Here is a 20,520-nt window from a genome sequence, read left to right on the forward strand (position 1 = left end):
GCGGATCCCGCCCCCGGTCAGGCCCAGTCGTAGGTACGTTCGACCGCCTTGTTCCATTCGCCGAACAGGCGTTCGCGTTCGTCGACGGGCATCGCGGGTTCCCACGTGCGGTCCGCGGCCCAGTTGCGGCGGATCTCCTCCTCGTTCTCCCAGAAACCCACGGCGAGCCCGGCCGCGTAGGCGGCTCCGAGCGCGGTGGTCTCCGCGACCGTGGGCCGCACGACCGGGACGCCGAGGATGTCGGACTGGAACTGCATGAGCAGGTCGTTGGCCACCATGCCGCCGTCGACCTTGAGGGTGCGCAGATCGACACCGGAGTCGGCGTTCATGGCCTCGATGACCTCCCGGGTCTGGTAGGCCGTCGCCTCGAGGGCCGCGCGTGCGAGGTGGCCCTTCTCGACGAAGCGTGTCAGGCCCGCGATGACACCCCGCGCGTCGGGACGCCAACGTGGCGCGAACAATCCCGAGAAGGCCGGCACGAAATACGCTCCGCCGTTGTCGGGGACGCTCGCGGCGAGGGTTTCGATCTCGCCGGCGGAGCGGATGAGCCCGAGATTGTCGCGCAGCCACTGCACCAGCGAACCGGTCACGGCCACCGAACCTTCGAGGGCGTAGACCGCGGGGGCGTCACCGATGCGATAGCACACGGTGGTGAGCAGGCCGTGTTCGCTGCGGACCGGGGTCGTGCCGGTGTTGAGCAGCAGGAAGTTGCCGGTGCCGTAAGTGTTCTTCGCTTCGCCGGGGGACAGGCAGCCCTGGCCGAAGGTCGCGGCCTGCTGGTCGCCGAGGATGCCTGCGATCGGGACCCCCGCGAGCGGTCCGCGTTCGCGGGCGTGCCCGTACACCTCCGACGAACTGCGGATCTCCGGCAGCATCGACTCCGGGATGCCGAGTTCTGCGCAGATCTCCGGATCCCACTGCTGGGTCTCGAGATTCATCAGCAGTGTCCGGGAGGCATTGGTCACATCGGTGATGTGCAGGCCCGGCGGCTGGCCCTCCTCGCCGACACCGCCGGTGAGATTCCACAGGATCCAGCTGTCGACGGTGCCGAACGCGAGGTCGCCGGCCTCGGCGCGTTCGCGGGCACCGTCGACGTTGTCGAGGATCCACCGCACCTTCGGCCCGGCGAAATAGGTCGACAGCGGCAGGCCGGTGATCTCGCGGTAGCGATCGGGCCCGGCGTCGCCGGCGAGTTCCTCGACGAGCGTGTCGGTGCGGGTGTCCTGCCAGACGATCGCGTTGTACACCGGTTTTCCGGTGGTGCGATCCCACACCACAGTGGTCTCGCGCTGGTTCGTCAGACCGATCGCCGCGATGTCTCTGCGTCGCAGATCCGCTTTGGCAAGCGCCGCGGCTCCCACCTCACGGGTGTTGAGCCACAGTTCTTCCGGATCGTGTTCGACCCATCCCGACCGCGGGAAGAACTGGCGGTGTTCCTTCTGCGCGATCGACACGATGCGCCCGTCGTGGTCGAAGATGATGCACCGGCTGGACGTGGTGCCCTGGTCGATCGCCGCGATGAACTGGTTCACAGGTGGTCCTCGGGTGAAGGGGACGGCTCGGGTCGGCAACGCTTCCGCTGCGCGCTGCGTCGCTCAAGCTACTAGCCTTGATCGGGATACGTCGGCGACTCACGGGAGCGGGTGCGGTGACCAACCAATCGGGTGTGCAACTCCTCGGACCTCGGCAACGCGCCGACGCCTGGCGTCGGCTCGCCACCGAACAGTTCGACGTCGTCGTCATCGGCGGAGGTGTCGTCGGGGCGGGAGCAGCTCTCGACGCCGCGACCCGTGGTCTGCGGGTCGCGCTCGTCGAGGCCCGGGACTTCGCGTCGGGCACGTCGAGCAGGTCGTCGAAGATGTTCCACGGTGGTCTGCGCTATCTCGAACAACTCGAATTCGGCCTGGTGCGGGAAGCCTTGCGCGAACGCGAACTTGCCCTGACCACGCTCGCCCCGCACCTGGTCAAGCCGCTCGAGTTCCTGTTCCCGCTCACCCATCGGGTGTGGGAGCGGCCGTACGTGGCGGCGGGGATCTTCCTCTACGACCGGATGGGCGGCGCGAAGTCCGTTCCGCCGCAGAAACACCTGACCCGTTCGGGTGCCCTGCGGATGGTTCCCGGTCTCAAGCGGAATTCGCTCGTCGGCGGAATCCGCTACTACGACACGGTCGTCGACGACGCCCGGCACACGATGACGGTCGCCCGGACGGCCGCGCACTACGGTGCGGTGGTGCGCACGTCCACACAGGTCGTCGGTTTCCTGCGCGAGGCGGATCGCGTCTCGGGTGTGCGTGTGCGCGACAGTGAGGACGGGTCGGTCACCGAGGTGCGGGCGCACGCCGTGATCAACGCGACCGGTGTGTGGACCGACGAGATCCAGTCGTTGTCGCGGCAGCGCGGCCGGTTCCGGGTCCGCGCCTCGAAGGGCGTGCACATCGTCGTTCCCCGCGACCGGATCGTGAGCGACTCCGCGATCATCCTGCGGACCGAGAAGTCGGTGCTGTTCGTCATCCCGTGGGGCAACCACTGGATCATCGGCACCACCGACACCGACTGGAATCTCGACCTGGCGCACCCGGCCGCGACGAAGGCCGACATCGACTACATCCTCGACCATGTCAACCGCGTGCTCGTCGTCCCGCTCACCCACGACGACATCGACGGTGTCTACGCCGGTCTGCGGCCGTTGCTGGCGGGGGAGAGCGACGAGACGTCGAAGCTCTCGCGCGAGCATGCTGTCGCGCGGGTGGCGCCGGGACTCGTGGCCATCGCCGGCGGCAAGTACACGACCTACCGGGTCATGGCCGAGGACGCCGTCGATCTCGCGGCCGAGGACATCCCGGCCCGGATCGCGTCGTCGATCACCGAGAAGGTGCCCCTCGTCGGGGCCGACGGGTATTTCGCGCTGGTCAACCAGACCATGCATCTCGCCGAGCAGTACGGTCTGCATCCCTATCGCGTCAAGCATCTGCTCGACCGCTACGGCTCCCTCGTCGAGGACGTGCTGAGCCTCGCGAAGGGCCGGCCCGAATTGCTCGAACCGCTGACCGATGCTCCCCAGTACCTGCAGGTCGAGATGGTCTACGGCGCGGCGGCCGAAGGAGCCCTGCACCTCGAGGATCTCCTGGCGCGCCGGACCCGGATCTCGATCGAGTACCCGCACCGCGGGCTGCACTGTGCGGAGCAGACGGCCCGACTGGTTGCTCCGGTCCTGGGCTGGGACGACGCGGCCGTCGACCGGGAGGTCGCGACGTACCGGGCGCGGGTCGAGGCCGAGATCGAGTCGCAGAGCCGTCTCGACGACGAGTCCGCGGATGCGCTCAGAGCGGCGGCGCCCGAGGCTCGGCCGGAAATCCTCGAACCGGTGCCGATCAAGTAGCCGAGGCGGCGCGCGACGGGTCTCGGTGTGCGACGGGTCTCAGTGCGTGAGCACGACCTTCACGACGACCACGATCGTCGCGATCAGAGCCACTCCCACCGCGGCCACCACGGTCCGGTGGTTCGGTCTGCGGTTCTGCAGCCGGCGCACGACGAACACGGTCGAGCCGATACGGATCAGCACGGCGACCTCGGCGAGGATGTGTGCCGTGCGGGGCTCGAGCCAGCCGATCCAGGCCGTGGCGAGCACGAGACAGGGCAGCACCGCCGACGACAGGATGGGAACCGAGTCGCGAAGTTCCTCGATGCGTTCGCTACGTGAGAGTTGTTCACCCGAACGAACGGACTGGGCGACCGACTCCGCGAAGACATGGGCGATGAACGTCGAGAGCGCGGTGCCGATCACGATCGCGATCCCGATGTACTCGGGTGAGCTCGTGATGGGGACGAGCGCGGCCAGCACCAGGATGTTGCCGTAGACGTAGGCGCTGATGCGGGAGGCCGCCGACTCCGGGGACAGAGGGCGGCGCCGTCCGGACGACAGGTACGAAGGCGTGGACACCTCGATAGCGTGACACAGACCGGGGTCGCCGACCTCGGTGTCGGGCGGGATGTGTCAGGGTGAAACGGCGGTGGGGCGGTGCCGGTTCGCCACGTCCGGGCTGTAGTGCACCGGTGAGTCGCGGCGGTCGAGGGGCGGCAGGTTGCGCCCGGGTGTCTCGAGCAGACCGGTATCGGCCGGGATCCGCCCGCATGCTCGGTCCCAACCGGCACGGGCCCGCGGGTGGTAGCGGTACCGCCACGGCACGAGCTTCGTGCCGAATCCGATCGTGCGGCCGACGAGTGCGTGCAGTGTCTGCTCCGGCCGGCTCCACCGGTAACCGAGCAGCTCGCGCACCGGCGGGTCGTACAACCCGATGGTGAGCCACAGGAAACCGGCGGTCACCGGCGGGCGGATCAGCTTCCAGACCCCTTCGGGAAACCACCGCAGGAAGGGCGGGCGCCCGAGATTCGACAGGTCGAGCACGTCGCGGGTTGCCTTGTTGTCCTCGAGCGCGGTGCGGCACATGCGGTCCCAGTACGCGAGGAAGTCCTCCCAGGACTCGGGGACCGGGTGCATCGGCATGCCGTACAGTCGGTACCACTGCACGTGCTCGTCGAACAGCCGGTGCTTCTGCTCGACGGTGAGCGGTCCGTCGAACCACTCGATGGAGACGACGAGACTGTAGAAGAAGGTCGCGTGCGCCCAATAGAAGGTGCCGGGATCGAGCGCGTGGTACCTGCGGCCGTGCTTGTCGACTCCCTTGACGGTGTTGTGGTAGCCGCGCACCTTCGCCGCGGTCTCCGGGGCGCGGGCACCGTCGAAGACGACCCCGTAGATCGGGTACAGCGACCGGTAGAGGCGTTCCCATCGTTCGTCGAAGAACGTCGAGTGTTCCTCGACACCGGCCCCGAGCCCGGGATGCATGTTCTGCATCGACCCCGCCCAGGGTGCGAAGAGCATTCCCCGCCACCCGCCGAAATATCTCCACGTCAGCGACTCGGTCCCCAACGGTTCCGGGGGCGCCGGGCGTGGTGTCGCGGCCTGCGACGACTCGGCGGTGCCGGACCCGGCGGAACCCTGACCACACATGTTGTCAGAGTAGGATTCGGCGGGCATGCAGTCAACGACGGGACGAAACAGAGTGGACACCACGCGCCGCAGCTGGGCGGGCGTCGGCATCGACGAACGCCGTCGGCTGCGCAGGGAACGTCTCCTCGCGGTGGGTGTCGAACTGCTCGGAGCGCCGGACCGCGCGGCAGCGAACGTCCGGGCCGTGTGCCGTGCCGCCGAACTCACCGAACGGTATTTCTACGAGAGCTTCACCGACCGCGACACCTTCGTCCGCGAGGTCTACGCCCACGTGGCCGACCGCGCCCACGACGCACTGACCGACGCTCTGATCTCCGCGCAGGCCACCGGGCGGGCCGAGGCCGCTGTGCGGGCGTTCATGGAACTCATGGTCGACGATCCCGCGAAGGGACGCGTTCTCCTCCTCGCCCCGCTGCGCGAACCCGCGATCGGCCGGCGCGGCATCGAACTCGCACCGACCTTCGTCGCACTCGTGCGCGACCAGCTGCCCCCGGGCGGCGACGACGGTCATCGCCACATGGTCGCCGTGGGGGTCGTCGGGGCCCTCACCAGCCTGTTCATGGGGTACCTCGAAGGAGATCTCGCGGTCTCGCGCGAGGCCCTCGTCCGGCACTGCGTCGCGCTCGTCGAACAGAGCGGTCGGGCGGGATGCCTGCAGGACGATCAGACGGCGGAACCGCCCGGGCGCGGCTGACATCGCGGGCACCGGTAGACCACCCGTTCGGGGTCGGTCGCGGTGCCGATCTCTCCGGACCGGATCGGGGTCCGGCAGCGACGGCACGGCTTCCCCCGACGCCCGTAGACCCACAGAGTGCGACCGGGACGCCGGTCGCCGGTGGTGATGCGCGTGGTCCGGTCGCGGTTGGCGACCAGCAGCCTGTGTGCGAGGTCGATCCACGCCGCCGGGTCGCCGGCCCGCGCAACCGGCGTCCACGGATCGACGCCCCGCAGGAAGCACAGTTCGGAGCGGTACACGTTGCCGACGCCCGCCATGATGCGCTGATCGAGCAGCGCCACCCCGATCGGGCGGTCCGGATCGCGCGCGAGATTCGCCGCTGCGCGCTCGGGATCCCAGTCGGGACCGAGCAGATCCGGTCCGAGATGCCCCACGGCGTCGTCCTCCCGGTCGCGGGCGAGTACCTCGACGATGCCGAGTTCGAACCCCACCGCCTGGACGTCCTCGGTGCCGAGCACGATGCGGGCCTTGTATCCGGGCTTGCGCCAACGAGTTCCACGCGGGTACACGTGCCATTCACCTTCCATCTTCAGGTGCGAATGGATCGAGACGTCGGCGACCCGGATCAGCAGGTGCTTACCGCGGGAGAGGACCTCGTCGACCGTGTGCCCGGTGAAATCGGCGGTGGCGAAACGCGGCACGCGGAAGTCCGTCTCCGTGAGCACCTGTCCTTCCAGAGCCGTACGGAGGCGGTGCGCGGCGCGGAACACGGTGTCTCCCTCGGGCACGTCAGAACCTCAGCCGGTAACCGCGCGGCGTCGCCGAGAATCCTGCCTCGGCAAGGAAATCGGCGAACTCGTGCCCGTGGATCGAGGCACCGTCGACCTTCTCGACGACGATCTTGTCGACACCTCCGCGTTTGACGGTCGCGGCGAGGGACGCGCACGCGGTGCGCAACCGGCCCGGGTCGTCGTCGAAGGTGAGCAGGGTGCGACCCCCTCGTTCGACGAACAGCACGAGCGCACCGTCGGCGAGTACCACGAGACCACCGGCCTTGCGGCCCGGCCGGTGCCGCGGGGCGTCGTCGTCGGCGGACGACGACGGCCACGGGAGTGCCGCGCCGTACGGATTGGCCGGATCGCAGGCCGCGAGTGTGACGGCCGCGGTCTCCGAGTGCCGGCCCTCGATCGAATCCGAGAACGAACGCAGGCGGTCGACGACCGACGGCGTCGAGAACTGGGCCCCGCCGAGCGAGTCGACGAAATAGCCCCGGCGGCACCGGCCCGTCTCCTCGAAGCGGCTGAGCACCTTGTACATCGTCGCGAAACCGCCGGGTACTCCCTCGCCGACGACGACGCCGCGGGTGACCACGCCGTACCGCTCGAGCAGCAGTTCGGCGGTGGTGTGCGCGCGGACCGTCGCGTCGGTCTCGCGGTCCGGCACCATCGACCAGCGCCCGCTCACCGTCGGCGGTCCGGTACGGCTCGGCAGTGTGGGCCGTGCCCGGTACATCCGGGCCCGCGGTGCCCGGCGCGGGGTGCGGTGGGCGGGCTTGGCGCGGGAGGTGTCGCCGATCAGGGCACGCAGCGGGGCGAGGGTGTCGCCCGTGACGTGCCCGCTCCACACCAGTTCCCACAGCGCGTCGGCGACCGTCGTGTCGCTCGCCGTGGTGTGGAGTGCGGTGACCGCGTCGGCAAGTTGCCGGAAGAAATAGGCACCCCCGCCGGACAGTGAGTCGAGGATCGCCTGATGCACCGGACCGAGTTCGATGTCGTCGACCGGTGCCAGGCTCACCGGCGCCAGATCCGCCGGATGCAACGCCACCCACCCGTCCTTCCCCGAGATCGATCCGGCCCCCGACCACAGGACCTCTCCGGTCGTGGTGAGCTCGTCGAGCATCGTCGGTGTGTAGTCCCGCACTCGGGGAGCAAGGATCAGCGGTTCGAGGGCGCTCGCGGGCACCGGCACGCCGGCGAGTTGTTCGACGACGGTGAGAACACCGTCGAGGCCGTAGAGCGCACTCGTGCCCGGCCCGGTACCGAGGTGATGCCAGTCGGGGAGGAACCGTCCCAGAGTCGTGGTGCTGACCGGCTCGACGTCCTGCCGGGCGGCTGCCAGCGACCGGCGCCGCAACCTCCGCAACACCTCGGTGTCGCACCATTCCGATCCGGTTGCGCCCGGACGGAATTCGCCTGCAGTGACGCGCTTCTCGGCGGCGAGCCGATCGAGGACGGACTCGACGACCGCCGTGCCCAGCCCGAACCGGGCGGCGGCCTGCGCGGTGGTGAACGGGCCGTGGGTGCGGGCGTGCCGGGCGATCAGATCGCCGAGCGGATCGGAGACCGGCTCGACGAAGACGGTCGGCACCCCGATCGGCAGAGGAACACCCAGCGCGTCGCGCAGGCGGGAGGCGTCCTCGATCGCCGCCCACCGGTGCTCACCCGCATACGACACGCGCAGTGCGCGTCGCTGTGCCACGAGATCGTCGATCCACGCGCTCGGATCGTCGGTGGTGCGCTCGCGCAGTTCGGTGTCGGTGAGCGGACCGAGCAGCCTCAGCAGGTCGGCGACACCCTCGGCGTCGCGTGCGCGTCGCTCCGGAGTCAGCCGTTGCAGTTCGTGTTCGGCCTCGGTGATGACGTCGGCGTCGAGCAGTTCGCGCAACTCCACCCGGCCGAGCAGTTCGGCGAGCAGCGTCGAGTCGAGCGACAGTGCCGCGGCCCGGCGCTCGGCGAGTGGACTGTCGCCCTCGTAGAGGAACTCGCCGACATAGGAGAACAGCAGTGACGTCGCGAACGGTGAGGCCGTCGGAGTCTCCACCTCCACCAGACGGAGTTTGCGCTGGGCGATGCTGCCGAGCAGGTCGCGCAGAGCAGGCAGGTCGTAGACGTCCTGCAGGCACTCCCGGACCGTCTCGAGCAGGATCGGGAAGTCCGGATAACGACGAGCGACGTCGAGCAACTGCGCGGAGCGCTGACGCTGCTGCCACAGCGGGGCGCGCTTGCCGGGATTTCGGCGGGGCAGCAGCAGTGCCCGCGCCGCGCATTCCCGGAAGCGGGAGGCGAACAGTGCCGAGCCGCCGACCTGTTCGGTGACGATCTCGTCGATCTCGTCGGTGTCGAAGACGAAGATCTCCGAGCCCGGTGGGGCATCGTCGGTATCGGGCAGGCGGACGATGATGCCGTCGTCGGACGCGGTGGGATGCGATTCGACACCGTAGCGCTCGATCAGACGTGCCCCCACCGCAAGGGCCCACGGCGCGTGTACCCGTAAACCGAACGGCGAGTGCAGTACCAGACGCCAGTCGCCGAGCTCGTCGCGGAACCGTTCGACGACGAGCGTGCGGTCGGTGGGCAGGTGCCCGGTGGCCGTGCGCTGCTCGTCGAGCAACCGGATCAGATTGCCCGTCGCATAGTCGTCGAGACCGCCCTTGCGACAGCGGGTATCGGCATCCTCCGGTGAGGCGTGCCCCATCTCGCGCAGGAATGCGCCGAGCGCGGCGCCGAGTTCGGCGGGGCGCCCCTGACTGTCGCCGTGCCAGAACGGCAATCGGCCGGGCCGGCCGTAAGCGGGGGAGACCAGCACCCGGTCGAAGGTGATCTCCTCGATCCGCCAGCTCGTCGCGCCGAGCGCGAAGACGTCGCCCACCCGCGACTCGTAGACCATCTCCTCGTCGAGTTCGCCCACGCGCGTGTTCTTCTCGCCCACCATGTACACGGTGAACAGACCGCGGTCGGGGATCGTGCCGCCGGACGTGACGGCGAGTCGCTGGGCGCCGGGCCTGCCGGTGAGGATGCCCGCCGTGCGGTCCCACACGACCCGGGGGCGCAGCTCGGCGAACTCGTCGGACGGATAGCGGCCGGCGAGCAGGTCGAGCACCGATTCGTAGACCCCGCGGGACAGGCTCGCGAACGACCCGCTGCGCCGGACCGTGTCGAACCAGTCGTCGACGTCGACGGGTTCGAGGGCCGTGGCCGCGACCGTCTGCTGGGCGAGCACGTCGAGCGGATTCGCCGGGACCTGCAGGGCCTCGATGTGGCCCTCGACCATCCGCTCGACGGTCACCGCGCAGTGCACGAGATCGGTGCGGTGCTTGGGGAACAGCACCCCGCGCGAGGTCTCGCCCACCTGATGTCCGGCGCGGCCGACGCGTTGCAGACCGCTGGCCACCGACGGCGGGGCCTCGACCTGGATCACCAGATCGACCGCGCCCATGTCGATGCCGAGTTCGAGACTCGACGTCGCCACCACACACCGCAGCCGACCCGACTTGAGGTCGTCCTCGATCAGCGCGCGCCGGTCCTTGCTCACCGACCCGTGATGGGCGCGCGCGAGGACCGGTTCGGCCCCCGCGGACGTGTCGGTCGGCGACCCGAGCTGCGAGGGCGGTGCGCCCTCGTCGTCGACCGGATTTCCCGAGCGGTCGGCATGGATCTCGTTGAGCCGGGCGGTGAGACGTTCGGACAGGCGCCGGGAGTTGGCGAACACGATCGTCGACCGGTGCTCGGTGATGAGATCGACGATCTGTTCCTCGACGTGCGGCCAGATCGATCCGGCCTGGGGAGTGGGGGACAGTGACTCCTCGTCGGGCTCGGAGACCCCGAGCTCGGTCATGTCCTCGACCGGTACGCGGACCGTGAGATCCCACGTCTTCGCCGACGGGGGCGCGACGATCCGGATGGGGGCGGAGCCGGTGAGGAATCGGCCGACCTCCTCGTGCGGCCGCACGGTGGCCGACAACCCGATGCGTTGGGCCGGGGCGCGCAGCAGCCGGTCGAGCCGCTCGAGCGACAGCGCGAGATGCGCCCCGCGTTTCGTGCCTGCCACCGCGTGGACCTCGTCGACGATCACCGTCTCGACCCCCACGAGGTTCTCCCGTGCGGACGAGGTGAGCATGAGGAAGAGGGACTCGGGCGTCGTGATGAGGATGTCCGGTGGTGTGCGGGCCAGGGCGCGACGATCGGCTGGGGAGGTGTCGCCGGAGCGCACGCCGACGGTGATGTCGGGTGGCGTCAGCCCCAGCCGTTTCGCGGTCTGCGTGATGCCGACCAGCGGGGAGCGCAGATTGCGCTCGACGTCGACGGCGAGGGCCTTGAGCGGTGAGACGTACAGCACGCGGGTGCGGTGTTCGCGTGCTGCGTGCTCGTCCGCCGGGGTGGACGCGAGCCGGTCGAGCGACCACAGGAACGCCGACAGGGTCTTGCCCGAGCCGGTGGGGGCGACGACGAGCGTGTGGGCTCCCGAGGAGATCGCCTCCCACGCGCCGAGCTGGGCCGGGGTCGGGGACTCGAATGCCCCCGCGAACCACGCTCGGGTCGGCGCGGAGAAACGATCGAGGATGTCGGTCACCATCCCATCGTCTACCCGCCGACCGACACACTCAGTCGTCGTACGCGAACCGGGCGATCTGACGGCAGTGGTCGTCGGCCCGGGAGTTGCGTCCGTCGCGCATCAGCTCCGAGACGAGCGCCCGAGCCGGGGCACGCCACGGCAGAGCCGCGAACTGCTCCCGGGCGGCGGGTTCGTCGCTCCACACCACGCACACGACGGCACCCTCGTCGACGAAGGTGAGGGCGGGCGAGTCCGCCGCGAGCTGCTCACGTGTCGAGCCCGAGGCCTGCTCGAGTTCGGTTCCCGACACGCGGACGTAACCGGCGAGGCTCCGCTGTCCGCCGGAGAGGTCGAGGAACACCCCCGCGACCGCCAGGTCGCCGGCGTGCACCGACACCAGCGGCTTCCGGGGGTCGGTCGGCTCCTCGGGGGGAAGACACACGACGGACCAGTACTCGCATTCGCTCATGCGGGCGTTCGGCACGATCGACGACACGACGTCTCGAAGCCAGGCCGTGACGGACCCGAACTCCGGATACTGCTCGAGTTCGCGGTACTTGGTCTCGCGCAGTGGCAGGGCGGCCGTCGACGGGGGCACACGGGTGTTCACGCGACGATTATGACCGCTGCCGGTGTGGTGTGGGTCATCAGATCACCACTCCGGGATTCAGGATCGAGTTCGGGTCGAGTGCGGCCTTGATCCGCTCGGTCAACGCCATGACGTCCGGCCCCACCTGATCCGGCAGCCAGGCCTTCTTGAGCCGGCCGACGCCGTGCTCGCCGGTGATGGTGCCGCCGAGTTCGATGGCCAGATCCATGATCTTCCCGAACACCGCCTGTGCCCGCGCCGTCATGTCCCCGTCGGCGGGGTCGTAGACGATCAGCGGGTGAGTGTTGCCGTCGCCGGCGTGTGCGATCACGGCGACGGTGACGTCGTGTTCGGCGGCGAGCTCGGCGATCCCGCTCACCAGCGCGGGCAGGGCGGGGATCGGTACCCCGACGTCCTCGAGCAGCAGACTGCCGGTGCGTTCGACGGCCGGGATGGCCATGCGGCGGGCCACCGTGAACGCCTCGCCCTCCTCCGGATCGTCGGTCGCGAAGACGTCGTCGGCCCCGGCCTCGCGGCAGGCCCGCACCATGATCTCGATCTCCTCGGCGGCCGCCGCGCCCGGCGCGTCGGAACGGGCGATGAGCATCGCCTCGGTGCTGCGTTCGAGTCCCATCCGCAGCATGTCCTCCACGGCCCCGACGGTGGCCCGGTCCATGAATTCGAGCATGGCCGGTCGCAGCACGGCGGTGATGGCGACGACCGCGTCGGCGGCAGCCTGCACCGACGAGAACGTCGCGACCATCGTGGATCCGGGTGGCGGTGGTGGGACGAGACGCAGGGTCACCTCGGTGATGACGCCGAGCGTCCCTTCGCTTCCGACGAACAGTTTCGTCAGCGACAGGCCCGCGACGTCCTTGACCCGTGGCCCGCCGAGCCGCACCGCGGTGCCGTCGGCGAGGACCACCTCGAGTCCGAGCACGTAGTCGGTCGTCACCCCGTACTTCACGCAGCACAGGCCACCGGCGTTGGTGGCCGCGTTCCCGCCGATCGTGCAGATCTCGAACGACGACGGATCGGGCGGATACCACAGGCCTTGTTCGGCAGCCGCCTTCTTCACCTCGACGTTGAGCAGACCGGGCTGGGCGACCGCGGTGCGTGTCGCGGTGTCGACGGTGATCGCGCGCATCTTCTCGGTGCTCAGCACGATGCCGTCGGCGAGCCCGCCCGACCCGCCGGACAGGCTCGTGCCGGCACCCCGGGGTACCACCGGCACCTTGTGGGTGTTCGCCCACCGCAGCGTCGCCTGTACGTCGGCGGTGGATGTGGCCCGTACGAGCGCGAGGGGAACCGCGGCGTCCGGGTCCTGCGCCCGGTCCTGCCGGTAGCCGGCGAGGATGTCGGGATCGATGATCAGTGCGCCGGCGGGCAGTTGCCCGCGGAGTTCGTCGAGCAGGTTCCCTGGATACACGACCCAGGTCTACCACAGGATGTGTCACAGGCCACAGATCCTCTGATTGGGTGAAGTGTCGTCGGGTACCCCTTCCGCAGGACACGGAAAGGAGAAGACGATGCCGAATCCGTCGATCAAGAACGAGAAGATGTACGAGGACCTGCGCGAGGACGGTGCCTCCAAGGAGAAGGCGGCCCGGATCTCCAACGCGGCTGCGAACGAGGGTAAGTCGCAGGTCGGGAAGAAGGGTGGCAAGTCCGGCTCCTACGACGACTGGACGGTCGACGACCTGAAGAAGCGTGCGAAGGAACTGGGCATGACCGGTTACTCCGACATGAAGAAGGACGAACTGATCGACGCACTGCGCAACCACTAGCCGCCCGGAACCCGAGTTCGCGCGCCGAAACGAGCTTCGCCCCTGTTGTGGGGGCGGCGAGGCTCGTTCAGGCGCGCGAACGTCGTCGTTCAGGCGTACGAACGTCGTTCGGGATCAGCCGAACTCGACACCCTGGGCGAGCGGCAGCTCCGTCGAGTAGTTGACGGTGTTCGTCGCCCGCCGCATGTACGCCTTCCACGCATCCGATCCGGATTCGCGCCCGCCGCCGGTGTGCTTCTCCCCGCCGAAGGCGCCGCCGATCTCGGCCCCCGAGGTGCCGATGTTGACATTCGCGATGCCGCAGTCGGATCGGGCGAGGAACAATTCGGCCTCGCGCTGGTCGAGGGTGAAGATCGACGACGAGAGTCCTTGCGGGACACCGTTGTGCAATGCGATCGCCTCGTCGAGGTCGTCGTAGTCGAGGACGTACAGGATCGGGGCGAAGGTCTCCTCGCGCACCACCTCGCTCTGTGCGGGCATCCGGACCAGCGCGGGGGAGACGTACACACCGCCACCCGCGACGTCCACTCGCTCACCGCCGACGACGAGTGTGCCTCCGTCGGTCTGCGCGCGGTCGAGCGCCGCGGTCATCGCCTCGTAGGACCGTTCGGAGATGAGCGGACCCACGAGCACACCCTCGTCGAGCGGATTCCCCACTCGCAGATGCGAGTACGCCTTCGCGATCCGCTCGACGACTTCGTCGGCGATCGATCGGTGCACGATCAGCCGGCGCAGGCTGGTGCAGCGCTGGCCCGCCGTGCCGGCCGCGGCGAACACGACGCCCCGGACGGCGAGGTCCTGATCGGCGGACGGAGCGACGATCGCCGCGTTGTTGCCGCCGAGTTCGAGCAGGCAGCGACCGAACCTCGCCGCGACCCGCGGCCCGACGATCCGCCCCATCCGGGTGGAGCCGGTCGCACTCACCAGGGCGATACGGGGATCGTCGACGAGCGCCTCACCCACCCTGTGGTCGCCGAGGAGCAGGTGATGGAGACCGCCGGGGGCGCCGACGTCGGCGGCGGCGCGGCGCAGCAGCGCGTCGCAGGCGAGGGCGGTGAGCGGGGTGGTCTCCGACGGTTTCCACACCACCGGGTCGCCGCACACCAGCGCGATCGCGGTGTTCCACGACCACACCGCCACGGGAAAGTTGAACGCGGAGATCACGCCCACCACGCCGAGCGGATGCCAGATCTCCATGAGCCGGTGTCCGGGCCGCTCGGACGGCATCGTCCGCCCGTAGAGCTGTCGCGACAGACCGACGGCGAACTCACAGACGTCGATCATCTCCTGCACCTCGCCCGCGGCCTCCGACGGGATCTTCCCCGCCTCCAGGGTGACGAGCTCGGCGAGATGCCGCTTGTGCTCGACGAGCAGTTCGCCGAGCCGTCGCACCACGCGGCCGCGCACCGGGGCGGGGACGTGGCGCCACTGCTCGAAGGCCCGTACCGCCGCGGTGATCGTCGCATCGACCTCGGTGGCCGAGTGGACGGGTACGTGCCCGAGCACGCTGCCGTCGATCGGGCTGGTCACCGCGAGTGCCGCGTCATCGGGCAGGGCGTCGACACCGCACTGCCTCAGAGCGGTCGCCGCGCGGTCGGCGAGATCGGTGGTCGCATTCATCGGTGAGCTCCTTTGCTGCTCGGATACCCTGCGCTGGTGCCCGAATCCTCGAGAAACGACTCGTCGAAGGAGTCGCTGGACGACATCGATCGGATGTTGCTGCGCGAACTGGTCGCCGACGGTCGCGCGACGCTCGCGGCGCTCGCCGAGAAGGCGGGACTGTCCGTCTCGGCCGTGCAGTCGCGGGTGCGCCGACTCGAGGCGCGCAGCGTGATCCGCGGATACAGTGCGCGCGTCGATCCCGAAGCGCTCGGGCTGATGTTGTCGGCGTTCGTGGCGATCACCCCTCTCGACCCGTCGCAACCCGACGACGCACCGGCCCGCCTCCGGCACATCTCCGCGATCGAATCGTGTCACTCGGTGGCGGGCGACGAAAGCTACATTCTCCTCGTGCGTGTCGAGTCTCCTCGCGCTCTCGAGCGGTTGCTGCAGGAGATCCGGGCGACCGCCGATGTCGCCACCCGCAGCACCGTCGTTCTGCAAACATTTTACGAACGATAGGCTCCTGCGCCGTAAGTGTTGCTGTGATACCGGGTTTCTCCCGTTGATTCTCGCGTACGGTAGGGTTATGAGCACTGCATTCCGAAACCCGGACGGTGCCGAGAACCTCGCCCCCGACCGGGTACACAGCATCCTCGGCCGGCACATGCTCGCCGACGGTTTCGGCCTCGTCCTCGATCTCGACCGTTCCCGCGGAGTCCGCCTCGTCGACGCCCGGGACGGAACCACGTGGCTCGACATGTTCGGGTTCTTCGCGTCGTCCACGCTCGGAATGAATCATCCTGCACTGACCGATCCGGAGGCAGCGCACGAACTCGGCGCCGTCGCGGCGAACAAGCCCAGCAACTCCGACATCTACACCGTGCCCATGACGCGCTTCGTCGAGACCTTCGTGCGCGTCCTCGGCGACCCGGCGCTCCCGCACCTGTTCTTCGTCGACGGCGGCGGGCTCGCCGTGGAGAACGCGCTCAAGGTCGCGTTCGACTGGAAGAGCCGTCTCAACGAATCCCGCGGTCTGCCCGCCCACCTGGGCGGATCGGTACTGCACCTGACCGAGGCCTTCCACGGCCGCACCGGATACACGCTGTCGCTGACCAACACCGATCCGGTCAAGACCGACCGGTTCCCCAAGTTCGACTGGCCGCGGATCGACGCGCCCTATCTCGCAGACGGACGCGACGTCGCCGTGGCCGAGGAGAAGGCCCTCGAGCAGGCCCGCCGAGCCTTCGCCGAACGTCCCCACGACATCGCGTGCTTCATCGCCGAACCAATCCAGGGCGAAGGCGGCGACCACCACTTCCGTCCCGAGTTCTTCCGGGCGATCGCGCAGTTGTGCCGCGAGAACGACGCTCTGCTGATCTTCGACGAGGTGCAGACCGGCGCCGGCACGACCGGCACCGCGTGGGCCTACCAGCAGCTCGGCGTCACCCCCGACATCGTCGCCTTCGGCAAGAAGACGCAGGTGTGCGGGATCATGGCCGGCGAACGCATCGACGAGGTGCCCGACAACGTGTTCACCGTGAGCTCGCGGATCAACTCGACGTGGGGCGGCAACCTCACCGACATGGTGCGGGCCCGCCGCATCCTCGAGGTCGTCGAGCACGACCGGCTGATCGACCGTGCACGGTTGAGTGGGGCGCACCTGCTGTCGGGGTTGCAGCAGCTCGCCGCGCGACGACCGGTCGTCACCGAGCCGCGCGGACGCGGACTGATGTGCGCCGTCGACCTCCCGACTCCGGAGATCCGCGACGAGGTGCTGCGACGGCTGTACCGCGACGAGCACGTCCTCGTGATCGGGACGGGCACGCGCGGCATCCGCTTCCGGCCGCCGCTGATCGTCACCACCCACGAGCTCGACGAGGCCCTCGACGCGCTCGACAGGGTGACCTCGCAGTACGAATGACGGGGCGGGTCCCCCTGTTCGGGGCCGCACGGCGGTAGCTTGTCGGATATGGCCGATGCACTGGACGAGACCGTGACCGGCGGCGAGTCCTTCGCGATTCCGTCGCTCGCCAACCTGAGGGACATCGGCGGTTGCCGTAGTTCGTTCGGCGGCGTGGTCCGCACCGGGGTGGTCTTCCGCTCCACCGACCTCAGCCGCCTGACCGACACCGACCTCGAGACCCTCGATGCCCTGAGTATTGCGACGGTCTTCGACCTGCGCACGCTCGAGGAGCAGCAGGCCCGTCCCGATCGCGTCCCCGACGGCGCCCGGCACCTCGGCCTCGACGTCCTCGCTGATCGTGAAGGCGGATCGATCGCGGCGGCGCTGCCGCAACTCGTGTCGAATCCGGAGTTGGTGTCGCAGATACTCGGGGACGGTCGCGCCACCGACTACCTACGTCAGAGCTACCGCGATTTCGTCACTCTTCCGAGCGCAGTGGCATCGTACCGGACCCTGGCCGACACCGTCGCGCACGGCGACGTTCCGGGGCTCGTGCACTGCAGTGCCGGCAAGGACCGCACCGGGTGGGCGGCGGCGTCGCTGCTCCTGTTCGCCGGCGCCGACCAGGAGGCCGTGTTCACCGACTATCTCCGCACCAACGACGAACTGCTCCCGCACTTCGACGACTTCTTCGCCCGGTTCGCATCGCTCGGCGGTGACCCGGATCTGCTCACGCCCCTGCTCGGGGTGCGCCGCGAGTACCTCGAGGTGGCGATCGACGAGGCGCTGTCACGCTACGGAACCATCGAGCAGTACTTCGCCGCCGGACTCGGTCTCGACGACGACACCCTGCAGGCCCTGCGGACCCGGCTCGTCGATCCGGACGCGACCGCCTGACCGTCACCTCGGCGCCGGCGTGCTCAGGGTCGGCACGGGGACCGGACCGTAGCGTCGCCACCGCGGTCCGGGTGCGTAGGAGCGCAGCTCGTCGACTCGGCGTGCGACAGCGTCGGGATCGGCGAGTTCGGCGCGAGCGTCGGGGTCGCGGAGATAGTGGTCGAGCACGGCGTCGAGGAGTTCGGGTGCGATCTCGAACCGGCGCCGGTCGATGCGGGCAGTGTGCCCGGGGCGGCGCCGGGACGAGGGACGTAGGTCGCCGTCCTTGCGATCGTCGATGATCCGCCACGGCAATGGAACCCGCGAACTCGTGGTGGCGCCACGCGCCGGTCGAGCGACGACCACGACGTAGAGCGGGTCGGCCAGTACTCCGGACGTCGATGCCTCCCAGGGGATCCAGGTGTCCGTGGCGTGATCGCTGAAGCGGATTCCCTCGGCGGAGAGTGCGATGTAACCGGGGCGCAGTGTGTGTCGGGCGATGAAGAAGCAGTAGCCGACCTGCCATGAGCAGGCGAGGACGGTGAGAACGATGTCCTCACGCAGTCGCTGTTCGTCGGGCTCGCCGGTCAGCCAGATGAGACCGAGGAGCATGAGCGTGAATGCTCCGATCTGGACGAAAGCGATCCGGAACACCCAGGACGATTGCCGCAGAGCCAGCGCCGGTGCCGTGGAGTCGGTCTCCGCCGTGATGTGGTCCGCCTTCGTGCGAGGGCTGTACATGAAGTACCCGAGCACCGGATACATGAGAATCGTGGCGCTCAGAGCCAGGATCACTGACGAACCCCTGGGCAACTCGAGGGGAAGCCCTTGCACTGCCTGCTCGATCAGCACTCCCACGACGAATAGCAAGAAGAGAAGACCGACGATTCCGGTCCCGAGAATGACGACATCGGCACGCGAGTCGCCGTAGGTGCGGAGATCGTAGTCGTCAGAGGATGGCATCGAGTGTTCCTCGTCCCAGACGTGCCAATCCTCGGATGGAGGCACCGGCGAGTTCCTTGGTTGCGCTTGCAGCACTTCCGAGTTCGGACAACCCTGCAGTGAATGCCCCGCCGAACGATTTCGCGCTCGACTCGTAGAGGTTGTCGACCGCACCGGACGTGAAGATTCCGGCAACTGTGCCTGCCCCGGCGCCGAGCACGGCACCGAGGGCAGTACCCGCACCCGGAAGAATCGACCCGATAGCGCTCCCCACCGCCGCGCCGGTTGCTATCGAGGCTCCGAGGCCGAGTCCGTTGGAGACCACGGCTTGCTCGAGGGACTCACCACCAGCGAAATAGTCGAGCCCGACACCGGCGACGAGACCTATGGTCCCCGCGGCCCGGCCGGCTGTCCGGGACATCGATGCCATGTCGTCGAGGCGACCGGTGGTCGTCACCAGATCGTCGAGTGGTTTCCGCGCAGAACCGAACGTACGTCGTAGCTCGTCGTACGGTGTGTCCGGCGAAAGCGAGAGAAATCGCTCCATCTCACGGATCGCCTCGGTCCGGAGTTGTTGCTGCACGGCGAGGAGGCCCGCGATCTTGCCCTGCAGGTTCTTGTCGACGTAGTCGAGCGCGGTGCTCCCGAGGAAGGACGCTGACCACGGATGTCCCGTCCAGGTGTTCACGGCGCCGGCAATCGCCACCGACCAGCGAGCGTGCACCGCCTCGGCGACGTCATTGGCCTCCTGATATGCCGAGGCCCTTCGGAAAGCGACTTCGTCGTCACCCGGGGGAGGATCACCGATCGTGTTGCCCACGACCGGCAGTCCCGCGGCCGCGGCGCGAGCCCGGATGCCGGCCATGTCGGACAGGGCACGCGACAGTTCGCCCGCCAGGCCCGCGAAGACATCGGCGGTCCTCGATGTCCGCTCGTGGAAATCGTCGACGGCGTGGACGTGTTCGCTCGACCTGTCGAGGTAGGTCTCGGAAGCGTCGCCCTCCCAGGCGTCGTCGGCGATGCGACGCGCCCGGGCTGCGGCGTCGGCGACGTTCCCGATCGTGGTGCCCAGCGTCGTGCGGATCCAGTCCTCGACCCGTCGGATATCGGTGGGGTTGCCGGCGATGAAGGTGTCGATCGGCACGGTCACTCCGACCAGGTCCGGACGAGCGCGGCGGCGGCCTCGTCGTCGGCTTCCCGGTACGTCTGCGCTGTGGTCGTCAGCAGGCCACCCGTTCCGCCGAGCACCTCGACCGTGCCGGCGAGGTCGGTGACGATCTGCGCAAGCATGCCGGTGAGTGGGCCGGTCGCAAGACCCGCGTCCACGCTCGTGGGGCAGGTGCCGACGAGATCCGCGGTATCCGCGGCCGCACCCGTGTAGACGCCCGCGGCCCGATCGAGTTCGTCGGGGTCGACGTACAGGCTCATCGCGCGTCCCCGTCCGCCGGGCGTCTGCGTTCCGATTCGGGTATCGGGACGTCGAGCAGCAGAGAGTCCCACGGCTGTGCCTCACGCAGTCGCGGGAGCACGTGCGTGGGCAGCACCAGCCAGGGTTGCCCGGCGCCGCAACAGGAGTGGAGACGGTCGAGCGCCGTGTAGGCGAGCAGCGCGATGCGGCCGTCGCCGAGATACCGATAGTCGACGACGGCGTCGGCCGGATCCGGGACCGCGTCCGCGCACGGTAGATAGAGATACGGCGGAAGCACCGTCGGTAGTGCGTCCGCGACCTGTTCCTGCGACATTCGTTCCCCCGTGAGCAGCCTGTCCGATCCCCCGTCGGACTGTCGGCGCGGAGGAGGCTAC

The 20,520-nt window shown here is 69.0% G+C and carries 18 protein-coding genes; 6 read left to right on the forward strand and 12 right to left on the reverse strand.

Going from position 1 to position 20,520, the window contains the following annotated elements; all coding sequences use genetic code 11:
- Positions 1-17: 17 nt before the first annotated feature.
- Positions 18-1,532 carry a glycerol kinase GlpK gene (glpK, locus tag PV766_RS08655; protein WP_421096870.1) on the reverse strand — a complete coding sequence of 505 codons (1,515 nt, stop codon included), beginning with the start codon at positions 1,530-1,532 and terminating at the stop codon, positions 18-20.
- A 116-nt stretch (positions 1,533-1,648) separates the two neighbouring features.
- Between glpK and glpD the strand changes: the two genes are divergently transcribed.
- Positions 1,649-3,379: a glycerol-3-phosphate dehydrogenase gene (gene glpD, locus PV766_RS08660; RefSeq protein ID WP_129976438.1), complete on the forward strand. Its 1,731-nt coding sequence runs from the start codon at positions 1,649-1,651 to the stop codon at positions 3,377-3,379.
- A gap of 39 nt (positions 3,380-3,418) precedes the next feature.
- Here the strand turns inward: glpD and PV766_RS08665 are convergent, their stop codons facing one another.
- Both PV766_RS08665 and PV766_RS08670 read right to left on the reverse strand, forming a co-directional pair.
- Positions 3,419-3,940: a hypothetical protein gene (locus PV766_RS08665; RefSeq protein WP_064065317.1), complete on the reverse strand. Its 522-nt coding sequence runs from the start codon at positions 3,938-3,940 to the stop codon at positions 3,419-3,421.
- A gap of 54 nt (positions 3,941-3,994) precedes the next feature.
- Positions 3,995-5,011, reverse strand: a complete 1,017-nt coding sequence (locus PV766_RS08670) for an oxygenase MpaB family protein (protein WP_421096871.1) — start codon at positions 5,009-5,011, stop codon at positions 3,995-3,997.
- Positions 5,012-5,063: 52 nt separating this feature from the next.
- Here PV766_RS08670 and PV766_RS08675 point away from each other — a divergent pair, with 52 nt between their 5' ends.
- On the forward strand, positions 5,064-5,705 hold the full coding sequence (locus tag PV766_RS08675) for a TetR/AcrR family transcriptional regulator (protein WP_421096872.1): 642 nt from the start codon (positions 5,064-5,066) through the stop codon (positions 5,703-5,705).
- Here the strand turns inward: PV766_RS08675 and PV766_RS08680 are convergent.
- From PV766_RS08680 to PV766_RS08695, 4 genes are read right to left on the reverse strand one after another with little or no spacing between them, the layout of a single operon-like run.
- On the reverse strand, positions 5,675-6,475 hold the full coding sequence (locus PV766_RS08680; protein ID WP_064065315.1) for a DNA-formamidopyrimidine glycosylase family protein: 801 nt from the start codon (positions 6,473-6,475) through the stop codon (positions 5,675-5,677). The genes PV766_RS08675 and PV766_RS08680 overlap by 31 nt on opposite strands.
- Position 6,476: 1 nt before the next feature.
- On the reverse strand, positions 6,477-11,039 hold the full coding sequence (locus PV766_RS08685) for an ATP-dependent helicase (RefSeq protein WP_421096873.1): 4,563 nt from the start codon (positions 11,037-11,039) through the stop codon (positions 6,477-6,479).
- A gap of 28 nt (positions 11,040-11,067) precedes the next feature.
- Positions 11,068-11,628, reverse strand: coding sequence for a hypothetical protein (locus PV766_RS08690; RefSeq protein ID WP_064065313.1), 561 nt, complete (start codon positions 11,626-11,628; stop codon positions 11,068-11,070).
- 37 nt (positions 11,629-11,665) lie between these two features.
- Positions 11,666-13,036 (reverse strand): FAD-binding oxidoreductase, encoded by a 1,371-nt coding sequence (locus tag PV766_RS08695; protein ID WP_129976434.1) that lies wholly within the window; start codon positions 13,034-13,036, stop codon positions 11,666-11,668.
- 100 nt (positions 13,037-13,136) lie between these two features.
- Here PV766_RS08695 and PV766_RS08700 point away from each other — a divergent pair, with 100 nt between their 5' ends.
- Positions 13,137-13,394 carry a DUF7218 family protein gene (locus tag PV766_RS08700; RefSeq protein WP_006550162.1) on the forward strand — a complete coding sequence of 86 codons (258 nt, stop codon included), beginning with the start codon at positions 13,137-13,139 and terminating at the stop codon, positions 13,392-13,394.
- Positions 13,395-13,508: 114 nt separating this feature from the next.
- Here PV766_RS08700 and PV766_RS08705 read toward each other — a convergent pair whose 3' ends face one another.
- Positions 13,509-15,014, reverse strand: a complete 1,506-nt coding sequence (locus tag PV766_RS08705) for an aldehyde dehydrogenase family protein (RefSeq protein ID WP_129976433.1) — start codon at positions 15,012-15,014, stop codon at positions 13,509-13,511.
- Positions 15,015-15,050: 36 nt separating this feature from the next.
- On the opposite strand from PV766_RS08705, the gene PV766_RS08710 reads away from it, so the two are divergent.
- From PV766_RS08710 to PV766_RS08720, 3 genes are all read left to right on the forward strand, one after another.
- Entirely contained in the window at positions 15,051-15,515 is a 465-nt protein-coding gene (locus PV766_RS08710; RefSeq protein WP_016934244.1) for an Lrp/AsnC family transcriptional regulator, read from the forward strand.
- A gap of 67 nt (positions 15,516-15,582) precedes the next feature.
- The gene (lat, locus tag PV766_RS08715) at positions 15,583-16,917 is read left to right on the forward strand and encodes an L-lysine 6-transaminase (RefSeq protein ID WP_421096874.1); all 1,335 of its coding nucleotides are present in this window, start codon (positions 15,583-15,585) and stop codon (positions 16,915-16,917) included.
- A gap of 48 nt (positions 16,918-16,965) precedes the next feature.
- Positions 16,966-17,796, forward strand: coding sequence for a tyrosine-protein phosphatase (locus PV766_RS08720; protein WP_255161385.1), 831 nt, complete (start codon positions 16,966-16,968; stop codon positions 17,794-17,796).
- Between the two features lie 3 nt (positions 17,797-17,799).
- Here PV766_RS08720 and PV766_RS08725 read toward each other — a convergent pair whose 3' ends face one another.
- From PV766_RS08725 to PV766_RS08740, 4 genes are read right to left on the reverse strand one after another with little or no spacing between them, the layout of a single operon-like run.
- Positions 17,800-18,738, reverse strand: coding sequence for a hypothetical protein (locus tag PV766_RS08725; RefSeq protein WP_255161384.1), 939 nt, complete (start codon positions 18,736-18,738; stop codon positions 17,800-17,802).
- Positions 18,725-19,861, reverse strand: a complete 1,137-nt coding sequence (locus tag PV766_RS08730; protein WP_421096875.1) for a hypothetical protein — start codon at positions 19,859-19,861, stop codon at positions 18,725-18,727. The genes PV766_RS08725 and PV766_RS08730 overlap by 14 nt, the downstream gene beginning before the upstream one ends.
- Before the next feature lie 2 nt (positions 19,862-19,863).
- Positions 19,864-20,145, reverse strand: coding sequence for a hypothetical protein (locus PV766_RS08735; RefSeq protein WP_129976428.1), 282 nt, complete (start codon positions 20,143-20,145; stop codon positions 19,864-19,866).
- The gene (locus PV766_RS08740; protein WP_026003312.1) at positions 20,142-20,459 is read right to left on the reverse strand and encodes an SAV_915 family protein; all 318 of its coding nucleotides are present in this window, start codon (positions 20,457-20,459) and stop codon (positions 20,142-20,144) included. The genes PV766_RS08735 and PV766_RS08740 overlap by 4 nt, the downstream gene beginning before the upstream one ends.
- Positions 20,460-20,520: the final 61 nt, after the last annotated feature.

Origin of the sequence: Rhodococcus sp. As11 (assembly GCF_048957735.1) — a bacterium.
Taxonomy (GTDB): domain Bacteria; phylum Actinomycetota; class Actinomycetes; order Mycobacteriales; family Mycobacteriaceae; genus Rhodococcus; species Rhodococcus gordoniae.

Coding starts and splice junctions, on each gene's coding strand:
- PV766_RS08670 (WP_421096871.1), bottom strand. CDS start 5,011: ATGTGTGGTCAGGGTTCCGCCGGGTCCGGCACCGCCGAGTCGTCGCAG.
- PV766_RS08685 (WP_421096873.1), bottom strand. CDS start 11,039: ATGGTGACCGACATCCTCGATCGTTTCTCCGCGCCGACCCGAGCGTGG.
- PV766_RS08700 (WP_006550162.1), top strand. CDS start 13,137: ATGCCGAATCCGTCGATCAAGAACGAGAAGATGTACGAGGACCTGCGC.
- PV766_RS08705 (WP_129976433.1), bottom strand. CDS start 15,014: ATGAATGCGACCACCGATCTCGCCGACCGCGCGGCGACCGCTCTGAGG.
- lat (WP_421096874.1), top strand. CDS start 15,583: ATGAGCACTGCATTCCGAAACCCGGACGGTGCCGAGAACCTCGCCCCC.
- PV766_RS08720 (WP_255161385.1), top strand. CDS start 16,966: ATGGCCGATGCACTGGACGAGACCGTGACCGGCGGCGAGTCCTTCGCG.
- PV766_RS08725 (WP_255161384.1), bottom strand. CDS start 18,738: ATGCCATCCTCTGACGACTACGATCTCCGCACCTACGGCGACTCGCGT.
- PV766_RS08735 (WP_129976428.1), bottom strand. CDS start 20,145: ATGAGCCTGTACGTCGACCCCGACGAACTCGATCGGGCCGCGGGCGTC.
- PV766_RS08740 (WP_026003312.1), bottom strand. CDS start 20,459: ATGTCGCAGGAACAGGTCGCGGACGCACTACCGACGGTGCTTCCGCCG.